15 protein-coding genes are annotated in these 18,135 nt (G+C 73.2%); 12 read left to right on the forward strand and 3 right to left on the reverse strand.

Going from position 1 to position 18,135, the window contains the following annotated elements; all coding sequences use genetic code 11:
- The first annotated feature begins 30 nt into the window (after nucleotides 1-30).
- Entirely contained in the window at nucleotides 31-1,455 is a 1,425-nt protein-coding gene (locus tag J1M38_RS01680; RefSeq protein ID WP_206482085.1) for an NCS2 family permease, read from the forward strand.
- Between the two features lie 68 nt (nucleotides 1,456-1,523).
- Here J1M38_RS01680 and J1M38_RS01685 read toward each other — a convergent pair whose 3' ends face one another.
- From J1M38_RS01685 to J1M38_RS01695, 3 genes are read right to left on the reverse strand one after another with little or no spacing between them, the layout of a single operon-like run.
- Entirely contained in the window at nucleotides 1,524-2,261 is a 738-nt protein-coding gene (locus tag J1M38_RS01685) for an enoyl-CoA hydratase-related protein (protein WP_063189990.1), read from the reverse strand.
- Nucleotides 2,258-2,743: a MaoC/PaaZ C-terminal domain-containing protein gene (locus tag J1M38_RS01690; RefSeq protein WP_063189988.1), complete on the reverse strand. Its 486-nt coding sequence runs from the start codon at nucleotides 2,741-2,743 to the stop codon at nucleotides 2,258-2,260. Before J1M38_RS01690 ends, J1M38_RS01685 begins: the two co-directional genes overlap by 4 nt.
- Nucleotides 2,740-3,348 carry a TetR/AcrR family transcriptional regulator gene (locus J1M38_RS01695; protein WP_063189986.1) on the reverse strand — a complete coding sequence of 203 codons (609 nt, stop codon included), beginning with the start codon at nucleotides 3,346-3,348 and terminating at the stop codon, nucleotides 2,740-2,742. Before J1M38_RS01695 ends, J1M38_RS01690 begins: the two co-directional genes overlap by 4 nt.
- Nucleotides 3,349-3,552: 204 nt before the next feature.
- On the opposite strand from J1M38_RS01695, the gene J1M38_RS01700 reads away from it, so the two are divergent.
- From J1M38_RS01700 to J1M38_RS01750, 11 genes are all read left to right on the forward strand, one after another.
- Complete coding sequence (locus J1M38_RS01700) at nucleotides 3,553-4,419, forward strand: CoA transferase (RefSeq protein WP_231866342.1); 867 nt, start codon at nucleotides 3,553-3,555, stop codon at nucleotides 4,417-4,419.
- Nucleotides 4,416-5,999, forward strand: a complete 1,584-nt coding sequence (locus J1M38_RS01705) for a class I adenylate-forming enzyme family protein (protein WP_206501159.1) — start codon at nucleotides 4,416-4,418, stop codon at nucleotides 5,997-5,999. The genes J1M38_RS01700 and J1M38_RS01705 overlap by 4 nt, the downstream gene beginning before the upstream one ends.
- A gap of 46 nt (nucleotides 6,000-6,045) precedes the next feature.
- A complete protein-coding gene (locus J1M38_RS01710; protein WP_063189983.1) occupies nucleotides 6,046-7,233 on the forward strand; it encodes a thiolase family protein in 1,188 nt (395 codons plus the stop codon).
- A 48-nt stretch (nucleotides 7,234-7,281) separates the two neighbouring features.
- Nucleotides 7,282-8,025, forward strand: a complete 744-nt coding sequence (locus J1M38_RS01715; RefSeq protein WP_063189981.1) for a 3-hydroxyacyl-CoA dehydrogenase — start codon at nucleotides 7,282-7,284, stop codon at nucleotides 8,023-8,025.
- 23 nt (nucleotides 8,026-8,048) lie between these two features.
- Nucleotides 8,049-9,782, forward strand: coding sequence for a long-chain-fatty-acid--CoA ligase (locus tag J1M38_RS01720; protein WP_063189979.1), 1,734 nt, complete (start codon nucleotides 8,049-8,051; stop codon nucleotides 9,780-9,782).
- Nucleotides 9,779-10,564: an enoyl-CoA hydratase/isomerase family protein gene (locus J1M38_RS01725; RefSeq protein WP_063189977.1), complete on the forward strand. Its 786-nt coding sequence runs from the start codon at nucleotides 9,779-9,781 to the stop codon at nucleotides 10,562-10,564. The genes J1M38_RS01720 and J1M38_RS01725 overlap by 4 nt, the downstream gene beginning before the upstream one ends.
- Before the next feature lie 36 nt (nucleotides 10,565-10,600).
- On the forward strand, nucleotides 10,601-11,755 hold the full coding sequence (locus J1M38_RS01730) for an acyl-CoA dehydrogenase family protein (RefSeq protein WP_063189975.1): 1,155 nt from the start codon (nucleotides 10,601-10,603) through the stop codon (nucleotides 11,753-11,755).
- Nucleotides 11,756-11,865: 110 nt separating this feature from the next.
- Entirely contained in the window at nucleotides 11,866-14,112 is a 2,247-nt protein-coding gene (locus tag J1M38_RS01735) for a S9 family peptidase (RefSeq protein ID WP_078025955.1), read from the forward strand.
- 171 nt (nucleotides 14,113-14,283) lie between these two features.
- A complete protein-coding gene (locus tag J1M38_RS01740; RefSeq protein ID WP_044658900.1) occupies nucleotides 14,284-15,267 on the forward strand; it encodes a 1,4-dihydroxy-2-naphthoyl-CoA synthase in 984 nt (327 codons plus the stop codon).
- Between the two features lie 31 nt (nucleotides 15,268-15,298).
- The gene (locus J1M38_RS01745; protein ID WP_078025956.1) at nucleotides 15,299-16,864 is read left to right on the forward strand and encodes an aspartate:alanine exchanger family transporter; all 1,566 of its coding nucleotides are present in this window, start codon (nucleotides 15,299-15,301) and stop codon (nucleotides 16,862-16,864) included.
- Nucleotides 16,865-16,930: 66 nt separating this feature from the next.
- Entirely contained in the window at nucleotides 16,931-18,112 is a 1,182-nt protein-coding gene (locus J1M38_RS01750; protein WP_206482083.1) for an AMP-binding protein, read from the forward strand.
- Nucleotides 18,113-18,135 lie beyond the last annotated feature (23 nt).

Genomic DNA, 18,135 nt, shown 5'->3' on the forward strand with positions numbered 1-18,135 from the left:
GCCCCGTCCCCCGCCGCTCCCCGCGGCGCCCTGGACCGGTACTTCCGCATCACCGAGCGCGGCTCGTCGGTGGGCCAGGAGTTCCGCGGCGGCCTCGCCACGTTCCTGGCGATGAGCTACATCGTGGTGCTGAACCCGCTGATCCTGTCCGGGCCCGACTCGGCCGGGAACACCCTGGGCATCCCCGCCGTGGCCGCCGTGACCGCGCTCGTGGCGGGCGTCATGACCATCGTCATGGGCGTGTGGGCGCGGCACCCGTTCGCGGTGGCCGCGGGCCTGGGCGTCTCCGCGTTCGTCTCCATCACCATCGCCACGACACCGGGACTCACCTGGCCCCAGCTGATGGGCCTCGTCACCCTCGCCGGTCTCGTGATGCTGCTGCTCGTGGTGACCGGCTTCCGACGCGCCGTGTTCGACGCGGTCCCGGAGTCGCTGAAGTCCGGCATCGTGGTGGGCATCGGCCTGTTCATCGCGCTGATCGGCCTCGTCAACGCCGGGTTCGTGCGGCGGCTGCCGGACGCCGCCGACACCACGGTCCCGGTGGGCCTGGGCACGGGCGGCGAGCTCGAGGGCTGGCCCGTGCTGGTCTTCGTCGTCGGGCTGCTGCTGACCGCGGTCCTCGTGATCCGCAAGGTGCGCGGCGCCATCCTGATCGGCATCGTCGTGGCGACGATCCTCGCCAACGTGCTGGAGGCCGTGTTCCACATCGGCCCCTCCGTGGACGCCGACGGGAACGCCGTGCCCACCGGCTGGTCCCTGATCGCCCCCTCCCTGCCCGAGTGGACCGCCCCGGACCTGCACCTGCTCGGCAGCGTGGACCTGTTCGGCGCCTTCACCTCCGTGGGCGGGCTGATGGCCTCCCTGCTCGTGTTCGCGATCCTGCTCTCCGTGTTCTTCGACGCGATGGGCGTCTCCGTGGGCCTGGCCCGCGAGGCCGGCACCGTGAACCCGGACGGCTCCATCCCCGACCTGAACCGGGTGCTCGCCGCGGACGCGCTCGCGGTCGCCGTGGGCGGCGCCGCCTCCGGCTCGGCGCACCAGATCTTCGTGGAGTCCGGCACCGGCATCGGCGAGGGCGCCCGGACCGGCCTGGCCTCCGTGTTCACCGGCCTGTTCTTCCTCGCGGCCGTGTTCCTCTCCCCGCTCATCCACCTCGTGCCGTTCGAGGCCGTGGCCCCCGCGCTCGTGGTGGTCGGGTTCATGATGTGCCAGCACGTGGTGCAGATCGACTGGTCCGACCCGGGCGCGGCCTTCCCCGCGTTCCTCACGTTCATCCTCATGCCGTTCACCTACTCGATCGTCAACGGCATCGGCGCCGGCGTGGTGGCCTACGCGGTGATCCGCACCGGCCAGGGCCGCGGCCGCGAGGTGCACCCGCTGCTGTGGTTCGTGGCGCTCGCGTTCGTCGCGTACTTCGGGCTCGGCGTGGTCCGGGCGGCCCTCGGCCTGAACTGACCCGCGACCCCCGGCGGCGGCGCACCGGACCGGTGCGCCGCCGTCGTCGTGTGCGGCGCGGGGTGTCGTCAGCGCCGGAAGGCGGCGGACCGCTGCGCGAACTCGGCCGAGCGGATCAGCTCCACCTGGTCCCGCGCCTCACGCTCGAGCGCGCGCCCCACGACCTCCGCGTCGGCCGCGTTGAGGGCGGCCTTGGCCAGCGCGACCGCACGGCGGGGACGCTCGGCCACCGCGTCGGCGAGGGCGTGGGCGACGCCGGCGAGGTCCGGCCCGGGGACCACGCGGGAGAACAGCCCCGCGGCCCGAGCCTCCTCCGCCCCGAGGCGCCGCCCCGTCAGGGCCATCTCCGCGGCCAGCGCCCGGCCGACGGCCCGCGCGATGGTGACGGAGCTGCCGCCGTCCGGCACCAGGCCGATGCCCGTGAACGGCAGCAGGAGGTACGCGTCGTCGGCGGCGACCGCGAGGTCGGCGGCGGCCGCCAGGGCCGCGCCGTAGCCCACGGCCGGACCGTTGACGGCCGCGATGACCGGCACGTCCACCGCCCGGATCGTCTCGACGACACGGTTGGCCGCGCGCATCGTCGCCTCCGGATCGAGGTCGTCCCGGAGATCGGCTCCCGCGCAGAAGGCCCGTCCTCGGCCGGTGAGGATGACGGCGCGGATCGCCGGGTCCCGACCGGCCTCCCCCAGCGCGGTGTGCAGCGCCTCCATGGCGGTCGGCGTGACGGCGTTGAGCCGATCCGGGCCGTCCAGGGTCAGGACGAGGGCGGTGTCGTGACGTTCGGTGGCCACCCTGGTGCCGGTCATGCCCGCCTCCCGGCCGTGGCCTCGGACCGCATCTCGAGGTAGGCCGCCATCTCCATGGTCAGCACCTCCTTGCCCTCCTGGTTGAGGGCGCGCACGTCGAACACCACGAGTCCGCGGCGCCACTCTGGCTCCAGCCGCACGTCGATGACGCGGCTGTGTCCGGAGAGGACGTCCCCCGGGCGCACCGGCCGCCGGAACCGCAGGCGGTCGATGCCCTGCCCGGCGATCACGTTCCAGTGCTCGCGGCGTCCCAGCACCTGGAGGCGCTGGAGGATCGCCAGGGTGTGGAGGCCGCTGGCGATCAGGCCTCCGTAGCGGCCCCCCGTCTCGGCGTGCCCGGGGTCGATGTGGATGTCCTGCGGGTCCCAGTGGGATGCGAACGCGATGACCTCCTGCTCCGTCACCTCGTACGTGCCGAGGTCGCATTCCTCGCCCACGGTGAAGTCCTCTGCGTGCCGCCCGTCTGTCGCCTGGGCCGTCATGCCCGGCCTCCTCTCGCTGTTTCGTCTTCCGCCGCCTGGACACGGACGACCACCGCCGGCCGGGCGGCGTCGCGGTCGACCGCGTCGACGATCCGGTCCACCAGCGGCTCGAAGAAGAGCTCGCCGAGCATGCGCATGATCATCGACACCACCTGCGGCACCTCGTCCCGCCGGCCGCTGATGAGCCCCGCGGCACGCAGCTGGCGCACCTGCTCACGGGCGAGCGCCGTGAGCTTCTCCACGAGCTGGGAGTCGGCGGCCGGCTCGCCCAGCAGCACATGGCGCCGGACGTACTCGAGGACGTCGGGACGGGCCCGGAGCATCTCAGCCACCGCGGCGTCCCGACGGAGGGTCACGTCTCGAGCCGTCCCCTCCGCGGGGACGGACGCGATCGCGGCCGCGAAATCGTCGGCGACCGCGGCGTCCACCTCCCGATGCAGCCCGGCCTTGGAGCCGTAGTGATGCGTGATCAGGCCGACGGTCACGGACGCCTCCTCGGCGATGGCACGCATCGAGGTCCCCTCGACGCCGTGATGCGCGAAGAGCCGGAGGGCGGCGTGTCGGATGCGGGCCTTGCCCGTGAGGTCCGATGCCGGGGCGTCCATCCCCGCCCCTCCGGGACCGTTCCGTGCGTCGATCGTCACCGTTGCTCCTCTCTCGAGCCCCGCGAGGCCGGGGGCTGCCGCCCGTCGGTGATGACGGCGGATCTCATCCTGCCATTGCACATTCGCACAGTCGACTATACATTCGTACAACATCGCCCCGATGCGATGCAGATCACATTCCAGTGGACCGAGAGGAGGGCACCCGTGCAGCCCATCGATCAGACGACGTCCGGCCCCGCCACATCCGTGGGCGAGCGGCCCCTGGCCGGGATCCGCGTCGTCTCCGTGGCCGTGAACCTGCCCGGCCCCCTCGCAGCGGCCCGGCTCGCCGAATTCGGAGCCGAGGTCGTGAAGATCGAACCGCCGACGGGCGATCCGCTCGCCGCCGCTGCCCCGCAGTGGTACGCCGAACTCATCGCCGGCCAGCGCGTCCTGACCCTGGACCTGAAGACCGGTCCCGGGCAGGACCACCTCGCGACCCTCCTGAAGGGCGCTGACCTGCTGCTCAGCTCGCTGCGCCCGTCCGCGGCCGACCGTCTCGGCCTACCTGCCTCGGCGCATGCCGCGGGAGCCGTGTTCCTCGAGGTCGTGGGACACGACGGTGACGACGCCGACCTGCCGGGCCACGACCTGACCTACCAGGCCGCCGCCGGCACCCTCGACGCCCCCCGGATGCCGCTCGTGCCCGTGGCCGACCTGCTCGGCGGGGAGCGGGCCGTCTCCGCCGCGCTCGCCGCGCTGCGGAGCCGAGACCACGGGGGCCCGGTCACCCGCGTCCGCGTGACGCTCGAGGACGCCGCCAGGGCCGCCGCGGCCCCGGTGCGGCGGGGCCTGCTCGGCCCGGGCGGCCCGCTCGGCGGAGACCTGCCCACCTATTCCCTCTACGCCAGCGCCGACGGCCATGTGGCCGTCGCCGCGGTCGAGCCCCATTTCGCCGCCCGCCTGGCGGAGCACATCGGCTCGACCCGGGACGAGATCGCCCGCACGATCCTCACCCGTCCCGGAGCCGAGTGGGAGCGGATCGCTAACGAGCTCGACCTGCCGCTCGCCGTCGTCCGTCCCCCTCGCTGACCCCGCCGTCCGTCCTCAGGAGCACATCATGGCCACCCTCCCCAGCGTCCACCCTCCCCAGCGTCCTCGCCACCACGGCCCGCCGCGTCCCCCAGCACCCCGCCCTGAAATGGGGCGATTCCTCGCTCACCTATGCCGACCTCGATGCGACCGTGGACCGGCTCGCCGGTGAACTCATCTCCCGAGGACTGCGCCCGGGCGACCGCGTCGTCCTCGTGGCCGGCAACACCCCCGAATTCGTGATCGGCCTCTACGGAGCGTTGCGGGCGGGTGCGATCGTCGCCCCCGTCAACCCGCGCTCCGCGCGTCCTGAACTCGAGCACTTCCTCGCCGACACCGAGGCGCGGATGCTCCTCGTCGACCCGACCGTCGGCGAGGGTGTCCAGGCCCTGGCCGCAGCGGACTCGGGGTCGGCCCAGCTCCTCGCGCTCGGCGCTCTCGACGGCTTCGACGACGTCCTCGCCGCGGCCGACGGCCGGCCTGAAGGAGCCGTCGCCCATCCGGACCTGGCCGAGGACGACGACGCCCTCATCATCTACACCTCCGGCACGACGGGACGGCCGAAGGGCGCCCTCTTCGACCACCACCGCGTGCTGTGGGTGGGCCAGAACATGATCATGGGCCTGGGCATGCGGGTCGGCGAGACGATGGTGCACGTGGCGCCGCTGTACCACTCCGCCGCCCTCAACCTCCTGCTGTTCAGCGGCGTAATGCTGGGCGCCACCCACGTCCTGCTCCCGGCCTTCGACCCCGACGAGGTCATCGCGACGCTCGAGCGGGAGAGGGCCACCATCTTCTTCGGCGTCCCCACGATGCTCGCCTACATGCTGCGCAGCCCGAGGTTGGCCGCCAGCGATCTGTCCCACCTGCGCGGCATCCTCTACGGCGCCGCCCCGATGCCGGCGAGCACGGCCGAGGCGCTCGTGGCCGCGCTGCCTCACGTCCACATCATCCAGGCGTGCGGCCAGACCGAGGGCGGTCCGGGCGGGATCTTGCTCACCCATGAGGAGGTCATGGCGAAGCCACACACGAGCGGGCGCATGGCCATGCCCAACACCGAGGTGCGCGTCGTCGACGCGGACGGCCGCGACGTCGGCCCTGGGGAGGTCGGCGAGATGATCATGCGGGGCGAGACCATGATGAAGGGGTATTGGCGGAACCCCGAGGCCACGGCGGTCACGGTCGTCGACGGCTGGGTCCACACGGGCGACCTCACCCGGGTCGACGAGGAGGGCTTCCTCACCGTGGTCGACCGCCTCAAGGACCTCATCATCACGGGCGGGCGCAACGTGTACTCCGCCGAGGTGGAGAACGCGTTGGCCGGCTGCCCGGGCGTCGCCGAACTGGCGATCATCGGACGCCCCCATCCCGACTACGGGGAGAGCATCGTCGCCGTCGTCGCCCCGATGCCCGGCGCGACCGTGTCCCTCGAGGCGCTGCGGGACTACGGCGAAGGCCGCCTCTCGCACTACAAGCTCCCGCACGAGCTGGTGCTGCGCGAGATCCCCCGCAACCTCTCCGGGAAGATCCTCAAGCACCGCCTGCGGGCCGACCTCACCGAGCCCGGCGTCCCCGCCTGAGCCGGGCCCCTCCGTCCCACCAGACCTCACCCGTGAAGGAGAACCCATGAGCACCGCCCCTTCCAGCCGAGACGCCGTGATCGTCGACGCCGTCCGCACCCCCGTGGGCCGCCGCGGCGGCGCCCTGCGCGACTGGCATCCCCTGGACCTGCTCGCGCACACGCTCGACCACCTCGTCCGCCATTCCGGGGCCGACGCCGACGCCCTGGACGACCTGATCGCCGGCTGCGCGCTCCAGCGCGGCGAGCAGGCGGGCAACGTGGCCCGCAACGCGCTACTCGGCGCCGGCCTGCCGATCGGCCTGCCCGGCACCACGATCGACCGCCAGTGCGGCTCCGGCCAACAGGCCGTGCACTTCGCCGCCCAGGGCGTCCGGTCCGGCGAATACGACTGGGCGATCGGCTGCGGCGTGGAGTCCATGTCCCGGGTGGACCTCGGCCCGCTCTTCGCCCCGGGCGGCCCCCGCGGCGAGTGGTACGGCACGCGTTCCCTGGCCCGTTTCGAAGGCAACCTCCCCGCCCAGGGGCCGTCCGCGGAGCTCATCGTGGAGAAGTGGGGCCTCACGCGCGAACGGCTCGACGCCTACAGCGTCCAGAGCCACCGCCGCGCCGCCGAAGCCACCCGGGAAGGCCGCTTCACGGATTCCCTCGTGCCGATCGACGGGCTCGACCGCAATGGCGACACCGTGGCACTCACCGCCGACGAAGGCATCCGTGCGGACGTCGATCCGCAGAAGGTGGCCGCGCTCGCCCCCGTGTTCTCCCCCGACGGCGCCATCACGGCGGGGAACTCCTCCCAGCTCAGCGACGGCGCCGCCGCCCTCCTCGTCGCCGAACGCGGCGCCGCCGAGGCCGCCGGGCTGCGCCCCAAGGCCCGCATCCTCAGCATGGCGGTGGCGGCGGACGACCCGGTGCTCCAGTTCACAGCGATCCTCGCCGCGACCCGCCGCGCCCTGGACCAGGCCGGACTGGACATCACGGACATCGACCTCGTCGAGGTGAACGAGGCGTTCGCCCCCGTCCCCCTGATCTTCATGGACGAGTTCGGCTACCCGGAGGACCAGCTCAACGTGAACGGCGGCTCCATCGCGATCGGCCACCCGCTCGGCTCGACCGGCGCCCGGCTGCTCACTCAGCTCACCGACGAGCTCCACCGCCGTCAGGCCCGGTACGGGCTGCTGACGGTCTGCGAGGGCGGCGGCATGGCCAACGCCACCATCCTCGAGCGCTTCTAAGCGCCCCGACCAACGGAACCCTCCCAGGACCAGAACCAGGAGCATCACATGCAGATCAAGGACCGCACCTTCCTCGTCACCGGCGGCGCGTCCGGCCTCGGCGAGGCCACGACCCGCGCGCTGCTCGACCGCGGCGGGCACGTGGTGGTGGCCGACCGCGCCGGAACCGCGCCCGAGGGCGCCGTCTTCGTCGAGGCAGACGTCACCGACGCCGTCCAGGTCGCGCACGCCGTGGCGGAGGCGACCCGCCAGCCGGGGCCGCTGTCCGGCGTCGTGAACTGCGCCGGCATCGGCTCGGCCGCCAAGGTGATCTCCCGCGACGGCCCCCAGCCGCTGGCGGACTTCGAACGGATCGTCGGGGTGAACCTCATCGGCACCTTCAACGTCATCCGCCTCGCGGCCGCGGCGATGGCCGAGAACGAGCCGGACGACGATGGCGGCCGCGGCGTCATCGTCAACACGGCCTCCGTGGCCGCCTACGAGGGACAGGTGGGCCAGGCCGGGTACTCAGCGTCGAAGGGGGGCGTGGTGGCGATGACGCTGCCGATCGCCCGTGAGCTCGCAGCCTACGGAATCCGCGTGAACACGATCGCGCCCGGACTCTTCCTCACGCCGATGATGCACCAGCTGCCGGAGAAGGCCCGTGCCTCCCTCGGGGAGCAGGTGCCCTATCCCTCCCGCCTCGGCGATCCGGCCGAATACGCGCATCTGGTCACCCACATCGTGGAGAACCAGATGCTCAACGGCGAGACCATCCGCCTCGACGGCGCCATCCGCATGGCGCCCCGCTGATCCTGACCACTTCTGGAGGAACCATGAGCACCGCGCCCCGCCGCCGCGTCACCGGATACCCCTCGACCTCGGGGGACGACGTCCAGCTGAACACCACCACCCTCATCCGACACGCCGCCCGGACCCACGGCGACCAGGAGATCGTCTATCGCACCCCGGACGGGGGGTGGGACCGCTACACGTACGCCGAGGCCTACGAACGGATCCGCCGCGCCGCGAACGCCATGACCGGCCTCGGCGTCAGCCCCGGCGACCGCGTGGGCGTCATCGACTGGAACAGTCGGCGACACTACGAGCTCTACTGGGCGATCCCCGGCATCGGCGCGACGATGGTCCAGGTGAATCTCCGCCTCGCACCCGAAGACCTCGTCCACGTCCTCACGGACAGCGGGTGCACCACGGTGTTCGTGGACGAGTCCCTGCTGCGCCACGCCGAGGTCATCGCCCCGCGCCTGCCGGAGGTGACCACGTGGGTGGTGATGACGGACCGCCCCCTGTCCGAGATCGAGACGACGCTGCCGGGCGTGCGGCACTACGAGGACCTCCTGGCCTCGGCCTCCCCGGACGTCGACTGGCCGGAGGTCGAGGAGACCTCCGCCTACGGCGCGTGCTACACCACCGGCACGACCGGCCGGCCGAAGGGGGTGTTCTACTCGCACCGCGCGATCGTGCTGCACTCGTATGCCCTGGCCGCCTCGATCGGCATGACGCTCCGGGACGCCACCATGATCATCACCCCCATGTTCCACGGCCAGGCCTGGGGCCTCCCGCAGGCCGCCACCCTGATGGCGAACAAGATCGTCCTCCCCGGCCGCTACATGGCGGAGGACACCGCCCCCCTGACCGACGCCCTCATCGCCGAAGAGGTGACGATCACCAGCGGCGCCCCCGCCATCTTCCAGCCGATGCTCGCCTACATCGAGACCCTGGACGAGAAGCCGGACCTGAGCCGGCTGCGCATGATCTCCGGGGCGACCGAGCCGTCGTTGTCGCTCATGCGGGGATTCCGCGACCTCACGGGCGCGGAGGTGGTCCATGCCTACGGCGCCACCGAGACCACTCCCCTGGTCACGGTGAACCGCTACAAGCCGGGTGTGCTCGCCCGCCTCGACGAGCCCGCCCTGATGGACCTCAAACGCAAGCAGGGCCTGCCGTTGACCAACGTGGACCTGCGGATCGTCGGGCCGGGTGATGAAAACCTGCCCTTCGACGGCGTCAGCCAGGGGGAGATCTGCGTGCGCGGGCCGTGGGTCACGACGGGGTACCACGGCATGAGCGAGGCCGACGCCGAGGGCCGGTTCCTCGACGGCTACTGGCGCAGCGGCGACGTCGGCACCGTCGACTCGGACGGCTACCTCAAGGTCACCGATCGCCTCAAGGACGTCATCAAGTCCGGCGGCGAGTGGATCTCGTCGATCGACATGGAGAACCTGCTGACGAGCCATCCGGCCATCACGGAAGCCGCGGTCGTCGGGCTGCCCCACCCCAAGTGGCAGGAGCGCCCATACGTACAGGTGATGCTTCGTCCTGGAGCGACGATCACGCTCGCCGAGGTCCACGAGCACCTGAGCGGGGCGTTCGCCTCGTGGCAGCTCCCGGAGCGCGTGGACGTGGTCACGGAGCTCCCCCGCACCAGTGTCGGGAAGATCGACAAGAAGACGATCCGCGGCCGGCACACGGACCTCTATGCGGACGCGTCGGAGGCCGCCCGCCCCGGCGGCGGGGCCGGCGACGTCGAGGAAGGCGGCCGAGCATGACCCGCGACATCATCCGGACCGAGCGCATCGGCCCCGTCACCGTGATCCACCTGCAGGACGACCGGGCCCTGAACGCGTTGGGGTCGGCGCTCGTGGCCGGCCTCGCCGATGCCCTCGAGCACGCCCAGCAGGACCCGGAGGTGCGCGCCGTCGTGATCACCGGCTCCGACCGCGCGTTCTGTGCCGGTGCACACATCCCGGAGGTGCTCGCCCTCCGCGAGGCCCTCACCGCCGACCCGGACGCCGAGGTCTACCTCGACCGGCTGTTCGACCTGCTCGCCGCGAGCCCCCAGCCGGTGATCGCCGCGGTGCGCGGACTCGCCCTCGGCGGTGGCTGCGAGCTGGCCCTGGCCTGCGACCTCGTCGTCGCCGGGGAGTCCGCGTCCTTCGGACTGCCCGAGGTCCGGCTCGGCGTCATCCCCGGCGCCGGCGGCACACAGCGGCTCGTCCACGCGATCGGCAAGGCCAAGGCCACGCGGATGCTCATGACCGGTGAGTCGGTCGACGCTGCGTGGGCCGAGTCCGCGGGCCTGGTCGCCGAGGTCGCGGCGGACGAGGACGTCGTCGCCCGTGCGGTCGACATCGCCCGGCGCGCCGCGGACAACGCGCCAGGCGCGGTCCGCCTCGCCGTCGGCTGTGCCCGCCGCGCCCAGGACCTGTCGTTGACCGACGGCCTGGCCCACGAGCGCCGGGCCTTCCTGGAGGCGCTGGCCTCCGACGACGCCGCCGAAGGGATGAGCGCATTTGCGCAGAAGCGGCGCCCCGTCTTCGGTTCCCGCTGACCGACACCGACACACTGAGACACCGAGGAGAACACCATGATCCTGGATTCGTACCGATCCCCCTGGCTGACGGAGGACGCGGAGGCCCTGCTGGAGCACTGCCGCGACTTCCTGGCCCGCGAGGTCGTCCCCCACGAGGAGCGTTGGGCCGAGCAGCACGGGGTGGACCGCGACCTGTGGACCAAGGCCGGAGAGGCCGGCCTGCTGTGTCCCTCCCTGCCGGAGGAGTACGGCGGGGCCGGCGGCACCTTCGCGCTCGAGGCCGCGATCCTCACCGAACAGGGTCGCTGCTTCGACGACGCGTGGGGATTCAGCATCCACTCCCCGATCGTCGCGCACTACATCCTGGCGTACGGCACCGAGGAGCAGAAGCAGCGGTGGTTGCCCGGGCTGGCCTCGGGAGAGCTGGTCGGGGCGATCGCCATGACCGAGCCCAACACCGGGTCGGATCTGCAGGCGGTCCGCACGCGCGCCACCCGCGACGGGGACCACTACGTGATCAACGGTTCCAAGACCTTCATCTCGAACGCCACGCACTGCGGCCTGCTGCTCATCGTGGCGCGGACGGGAGACGAGCCCGGTGGCCGCGGTCTGTCCCTGATCGTCGCGGAGACGGACGGCCTCGAGGGCTTCGAGCGCGGCCGGGTCCTGAAGAAGATCGGTCAGCACGGCCAGGACACCCGCGAACTCTCCTTCTCGGACATGCGGGTCCCCGTGTCCCACCTGCTCGGCCCGGACGAGGGCCAGGGCTTCGTGCAGCTCATGGCCCAGCTGCCTCAGGAACGGCTCACCCTGGCGGTGCTGGCCGCGGGCGTGTGCGAGGCCGCCGTGCGCGAGACCATCCGGTACACCAAGGAGCGTCACGCGTTCGGCGAACCGCTGATGTCCTTCCAGAACACGCAGTTCGTCCTGGCGGAGTGCGTCGCGGACACGCTGGCGACCCGGACCCTCGTGGACCAGTGCATCGTCGCCCACGTGGACGGCACGCTGACCGCCGCAGACGCCTCCATGGTGAAGTTCTTCGCCAGCGACATGCAGAACAAGGTGGTCGACCGCTGCCTGCAGCTCTTCGGCGGGTACGGGTACATGGAGGAGTACCCGATCGCCCGGGCGTTCACGGGCGCCCGCGTGCAGAAGATCTACGGCGGCACCAACGAGATCATGAAGATGCTCGTGGCCCGGGCACTCTGAGCCACACCCCCGTCACCCCCGACGGCGGCGCACCGGACCGGTGCGCCGCCGTCGCCGTGTGCGGCGCGGGGTGTCGGCCCCGCCCCGCGCGGCGTGATGGGATGGGCCGCATGCCCCAGACCACTTCGCACGCCCCCGTCCCGCCGTCCGCCTCCGCCGAGCCCGTGACCCGCCGCCACCACGGCCACACGTTCCAGGACGACTTCGAGTGGCTGCGCGGCAAGGCGGAGCCCCGCGTGCTCGAGCACCTGGCCGCCGAGAACGCGTACACCGAGGCCGTGACCGCGGACCAGGCGCCGCTGCGCGAGGCGATCGTCGGCGAGATCAAGGCCCGCACGGTGGAGACGGACCGCTCCGTGCCCGCCCGCCGGGACGGGTGGTGGTACTTCGTGCGCACCCGCGAGGGCGCCGAGTACCCGATCCACTGCCGCGTGCCCGCACGCGACACCGGCGACCTGGAGGCCGACTGGACCCCGCCCGTCATCACCCCGGACGCCGCCCTGCCGGGCGAGCAGGTGATCCTGGACGGCAACGCCGAGGCCGAGGGCCACCCGTTCTTCGCGCTCGGCGGCCTGCACATCAGCCCGGACGCCACCCGGGTGGCCTACGCCGTGGACCACACCGGCGACGAGCGCTTCACCCTGCGCGTGCGCGAGATCGCCACGGGCGAGGACCTGCCGGACGCGGTCGAGAACGTGGCCCACGGCGTCCGCTTCGACCGCTCGGGCACCCGCGTGTTCTACACCGTGTGGGACGACTCGTGGCGGCCGTACCAGGTCAGGGCCCACGTGCTCGGCACGGACCCGGCCGAGGACGTGCTCCTGCACGAGGAGGCCGACCCGGGCATGTGGACCGGCTTCGAGGGCGTCGCCGACCGCACCCAGCTGCTGATCGGCGTCGGCAACTCGGAGGTCTCCGAGACCCTCGTGGTCGATCTGCCGGAGGACCCCGCCGCACCCCTGCCCGCCCCGCGCGTGCTGATCCCCCGCGCGTGGCGGATGCTCGCCGACGTCGAGCCCGTCACCGACGCCGACGGCGTCCGCCGGCTGCTCGTGGTCCACGACCGCGCCCTGGACGACGACGGCGCCCCCGTCGCCGCGCCCAACGGGATGCTCTCGGTGGTCGCCGAGGCGGACGTCGCCGACCGCGGCGCCTGGCGCACGGTCGTCCCGCACCGCGAGGACGTGAAGGTCGACGGCGTCATGGTCACCCTGACCCATGCCGCCCTGGCCGTGCGCCGGGAGACGACCCCGCGCGTCGTCGTCGCCGAACTGGACGCCGTGCTGGCCGGGCAGGCCGCGCACTGGCGCGAGCCCGCGTTCGACGAGGAGCTCTACGCGTGCCATCTGTCCGCGACGGCGGCCGAGTCCCCGTTCCTGCGGCTGGCCTACACGTCCTGGATCACGCCCGCGCGCGTGCTGGACGTCTCGGCGGCGACAGGCGAGGTGCACCTGCGCCGCGAGACGGAGGTGCCCGGCTACGACCCGGCCGACTACGTGGCCGAGCGCGTGTGGGCGCCGGCCTCCGAGCCGTCGTCGGTGACCGGGGAGGACGTGCGGATCCCCGTCACCGTGATCCGGCGCCGCGACGTGAAGCCGGACGGGACGGCCCCGTGCGTGGTGTATGGCTACGGCTCCTACGAGATGTCCATGGACCCCGTGCTGGGTGTGGCCCGGCTGTCCCTGCTGGACCGGGGCGTGGTGTTCGCGGTCGCGCACGTGCGCGGCGGCGGCGAACTGGGCCGGCGCTGGTACGAGGACGGCAAGAAGCTGGCCAAGCGGCACTCCTTCACGGACTTCGTGGACGCCACCCGGCACCTCGTGGGCCTCGGCTGGGCGGACCCGGCGCGCGTGGCCTGCATGGGCGGCTCGGCCGGCGGCCTGCTCATGGGCGCTGTGCTGAACCTCGCGCCGGAGCTGTACCGGGCGTGCCTGGCCGTGGTGCCGTTCGTGGACGCGCTCACCACCATCCTCGACCCGGAGCTGCCGCTGTCCGCGCTCGAGTGGGAGGAGTGGGGCAACCCGATCGAGGACGCGGCCGTGTACGCGGCCATGCGCGCCTACACCCCGTATGAGAACGTGCGGGCGGTGGACTACCCGGCGATCGCGGCCGTGACGAGCCTGAACGACACCCGCGTGCACTACGTCGAGCCGGCCAAGTGGGTGGCCCAGCTGCGGCGGACGGTGACGAGCGACCAGGCCACGCCTCTGGCCGAGGGCGGCGCCCCGATCCTGCTGCGCACCGAGATGGACGGCGGCCACGGCGGCGCGTCCGGCCGGTACCAGGGCTGGGAGGACACCGCCTGGGAGTACGCGTTCCTGCTGACCGCGCTGGGGGCGACGGCGCGGATCGTCTGAGCCGGGGCGGGGCCCCGGCAGCCCGCGCAGCCGTCGATGCGCTGGTGCGCCGCGCGCGTGAACCAGAGAGTACTGCTGTCAGAACGGCCCTGGGACGACCGAATTGTCTGGCTCGCGGAGGAGGCGGGCGGCTCACCCCCGCCTCGCCCGGCGGGCCTAGACTCGGGCCCCATGAGCACCCCGCAGCCCGACGCCGCCCGCCCCGACCGCGACCGCCTGCCCGAGCAGGTCTCCGACCTCTTCGACCCCACGCGCTGGCGCGTGGTCGAGGGCTTCGACTTCGAGGACCTGACCTACCACCGTCAGGTGGAGCGCGACGCCGACGGCCGCTGGGTGCGCGACCTGCCGACGGTGCGCATCGCCTTCGACCGCCCCGAGGTCCGCAACGCGTTCCGCCCCGGCACCGTGGACGAGCTCTACCGCGCCCTCGACCACGCGCGCATGACCCCGGACGTGGGCACGGTGCTGCTCACCGGCAACGGCCCCTCCCCCAAGGACGGCGGCCACGCGTTCTGCTCCGGCGGAGACCAGCGCATCCGCGGCCGCGACGGCTACCGCTACGCCGAGGGGGAGACGGCCGAGACCATCGACCCGGCCCGCGCCGGACGCCTCCACATCCTCGAGGTCCAGCGCCTGATGCGCACCTCCCCCAAGGCGATCATCGCCGTCGTGAACGGCTGGGCGGCCGGCGGCGGCCACTCGCTGCACGTGGTCGCGGACCTCACCCTCGCCTCCCGCGAGCACGGGAAGTTCAAGCAGACGGACGCCACCGTGGGCTCCTTCGACGCCGGCTACGGCTCGGCCCTGCTCGCCCGGCAGGTGGGCCAGAAGCGCGCCCGCGAGATCTTCTTCACCGCCCGCGAGTACTCGGCCGAGGAGATGGTGGCCATGGGCGCGGTGAACGAGGCCGTGGACCACGAGCGCCTCGAGGAGGTCGCCCTCGAGTACGCCGCGGACATCAACCGTCAGTCCCCGCAGGCCCTGCGCATGCTCAAGTTCGCGTTCAACCTTCCCGACGACGGCATGGCCGGCCAGCAGGTCTTCGCCGGCGAGGCCACGCGCATGGCCTACATGACGGACGAGGCCGTGGAGGGCCGGGACGCGTTCCTGCAGAAGCGCGACCCGGACTGGTCCGCCTTCCCGTACCACTTCTGACCGACCACCACGGCAGGACGGAGACCCGCCCATGCTCGCACTGCTCGACGACCAGCCCATCCTCGTCCTCATGGCCACGGTCGCCCTGGGCGCCGCCGTCGGCACCATCCCCCTGGGCAAGATCCGCCTCGGCGCCTCGGGAGCACTGTTCGTGGGCCTGCTCGTCGGGGCGGTGCTGCCCGACGTCGGCGACCGGCTGGCCCTGTTCCAGAGCTTCGGCCTGGCCCTGTTCGCCTACCTGATCGGGCTCGGCGCCGGCAAGGTGTTCTTCCGGGACCTGCGCCGCAACCTGCCCCTGATGCTGGCCGCCGTCGTCGTGGTGATCCTCACCGCCTTCACGGTGCACCCGCTGGCCGCGCTGCTCAACCTGGACCTGCCGACGGCGATCGGCGTGTGGACGGGTTCGCTCACCGCGACGCCGGCGATGGCGCTGGCGAACCAGCTCACCGGCGGGCAGGCCCCGGCCGTGGGCTACGGGCTGTCCTACCTGGTGGGCGTGGTCGGCACCATCATCGCGATCACCGTGCTCGCCGCCCGCCCGTGGAGCAGTTCCCCGCGCGATCCGGCGCCGGTGACCGACGGCAAGCTGCGCTTCACCGCCGCGGTCGCCACCTCCGCGCTCGCCGTGCGGGAGATCCCCGGGATCTCCGAGGGGCTGGTGCGCGTGGTGGCGCTGCGCCACGGCGGCGTGGCCCGGATCGCCGGCTCCGCCGACCGGATCGAACCCGGGGACGAGGTCGTCCTGGACGGCACGGAGAAGAACATCGACGCGGCCGTGCAGGCCTTCGGCCGACGCACCGGCGCCGACCCGGCGCGGGTGATGAACCCGCTGCAGACCTCCATGGTCATCGTCACCGCCCGCGCCCTGGCCGATCGCCGCCTGGGCACGCTGTCCCTGCGCGAGCGCTTCGGCACCGACGTCGCCCGGCTGCGGCGCGACGACGTCGAGTCGCTGGCCACCCCGCAGACCGAGCTCAAGGTCGGCGACCGGGTGCTCATCGTGACCACCGCGCCGCGGATGGAGGCGGTGCGCGACTTCTTCGGCAACTCGACGCGCGGGCTCTCGGACCTGGACTGGATCTCCCTGGGCACGGGCATGGCGCTGGGCTACCTGCTGGGCATGGTGACGATCCCGCTTCCGGGCGGGGCCTCCTTCTCCCTCGGCCCGGCGGCCGGGTGCATCCTCGTCGGCCTCGCCCTCGGTGCGATCGGCCGAACGGGACCCACGGTATGGGAGCCGTCCACGGAGATCGCGCTGACGCTGCGGCAGTTCGGCCTCATGATCTTCCTGGGCGTGGTGGGCCTGGCCGCCGGCCCGGCGTTCATCGAGACGGTGTTCACCCGGGTCGGCGGGCTGGCCATCCTGATGTCCGCCGTGCTCACCGCGCTGACCGCGGCCCTGCTCATCGCCGCGGCACGGCTGCTGGGGCAGTCCGTGGATCGCACCTACGGGGCGCTGGCGGGCATCACGGGCCAGCCGGCGATCCTGGACTACGCGCTCTCCCGGTCCACCGACGCCCGCGTGACCGAGGGGTACGCCCAGCTGTTCGCACTGATCATGGTGGTCAAGATCGCCACCGTGCCGTTCCTGCTCTGACCGGCCGGGCGGATCCGATCCGCGGGGCGGATCCGTCCGACCGCCGGGCCTCCTACACTCGGGGCCATGCCCGCCACCGCCGACGCCCTCGCTCGCGCCACGGACGCCCTCGCCGCGGCCTTCGACGGCGGCGCCCCCGTCGAGCTGACCGCCGACGGCGCCGTCCTCCCCCGGCCCGAGGCCCGCGATTCACGCCGCTGCGGGGACCCGGACGCCGTCGCCGTGGTGCGCACCTCCGGGTCCACGGGCACGCCGAAGCAGATCGTCCTGACCGGCGCGGCCCTGCGCGCCTCGGCCGCGGCCACGGCCCGGCGGCTCGGCGGCGAGGGGGCGTGGCTGCTGGCCCTCGGCGTGCACTACGTGGCCGGGCTCGCCGTGCTCTCCCGCTCGATCGCGGCCGGGACCGCCCCCGTGGCCCTGCCACCGGGCCCCTTCACGCCCGCGGCGTTCGCCACCGGGGCGGCCGCCCTGCCCGACGACGCCGGCCCCCGGCTCATCTCGCTCGTCCCCACCCAGCTCGCGCGCCTCCTCGCGGCCGACGCCGACCCGGCCGGGCGGGCGGCCCTGCGCTCCTTCGACCGCGTGCTCGTCGGCGGCGCCCGGCTCGATCCCGCGCTGCGGGCCGCGGCCGAGGCGGCGGGGGTGCGTCTCACCGCCACCTACGGCATGGCCGAGACGTGCGGCGGCTGCGTCTACGACGGCGTGCCGCTGCCCGGCGTCACCGCCGCGGTGGCCCCGGACTGCCCCGACGCCCCGCCGCGCGTGCGCCTGGCCGGGCCCATGGTGGCCGCCGGCTACCTCGACGACCCCGCCCGCACCGCCGCCCACTTCGTCCCCGCCGCGGACGGCGCCCGCGCCTTCCTGACCGAGGACACGGGCATCCTCTCCCCCACGGACGACGGCGGCGTGCGGCTGGCCGTGACCGGCCGCCTGGACGACGTGGTCATCACGGGCGGGGTGAAGGTGTCCGCGGCCGCGGTGACCGCGGCGCTCGAGGCGCACCCGGGCGTCGCGGCGGCCCACGTGGCCGGCGTGCCGGATCCCGAGTGGGGCGCCCGGCTGTGCGCCGCCGTCGTGCCCGTCCGCCCGGCCGCGGCCCCCGACGAGGCCGTCCTGCGCGCCCACGTGCGCGCGGCGCTGGGTGCGGCCGCGGTGCCCAAGACCTGGCTCCTCCTCGAGGCCCTGCCCCTGCTCTCCACCGGCAAGACCGACCGGCAGGCCCTGGCCGCCCGGTTCACCGCCGGCTGAGCGCCTGTCTCTTATACACATCT

The organism is Micrococcus sp. KRD070, assembly GCF_017168435.1.
Taxonomy (GTDB): Bacteria; Actinomycetota; Actinomycetes; order Actinomycetales; family Micrococcaceae; genus Micrococcus; species Micrococcus luteus.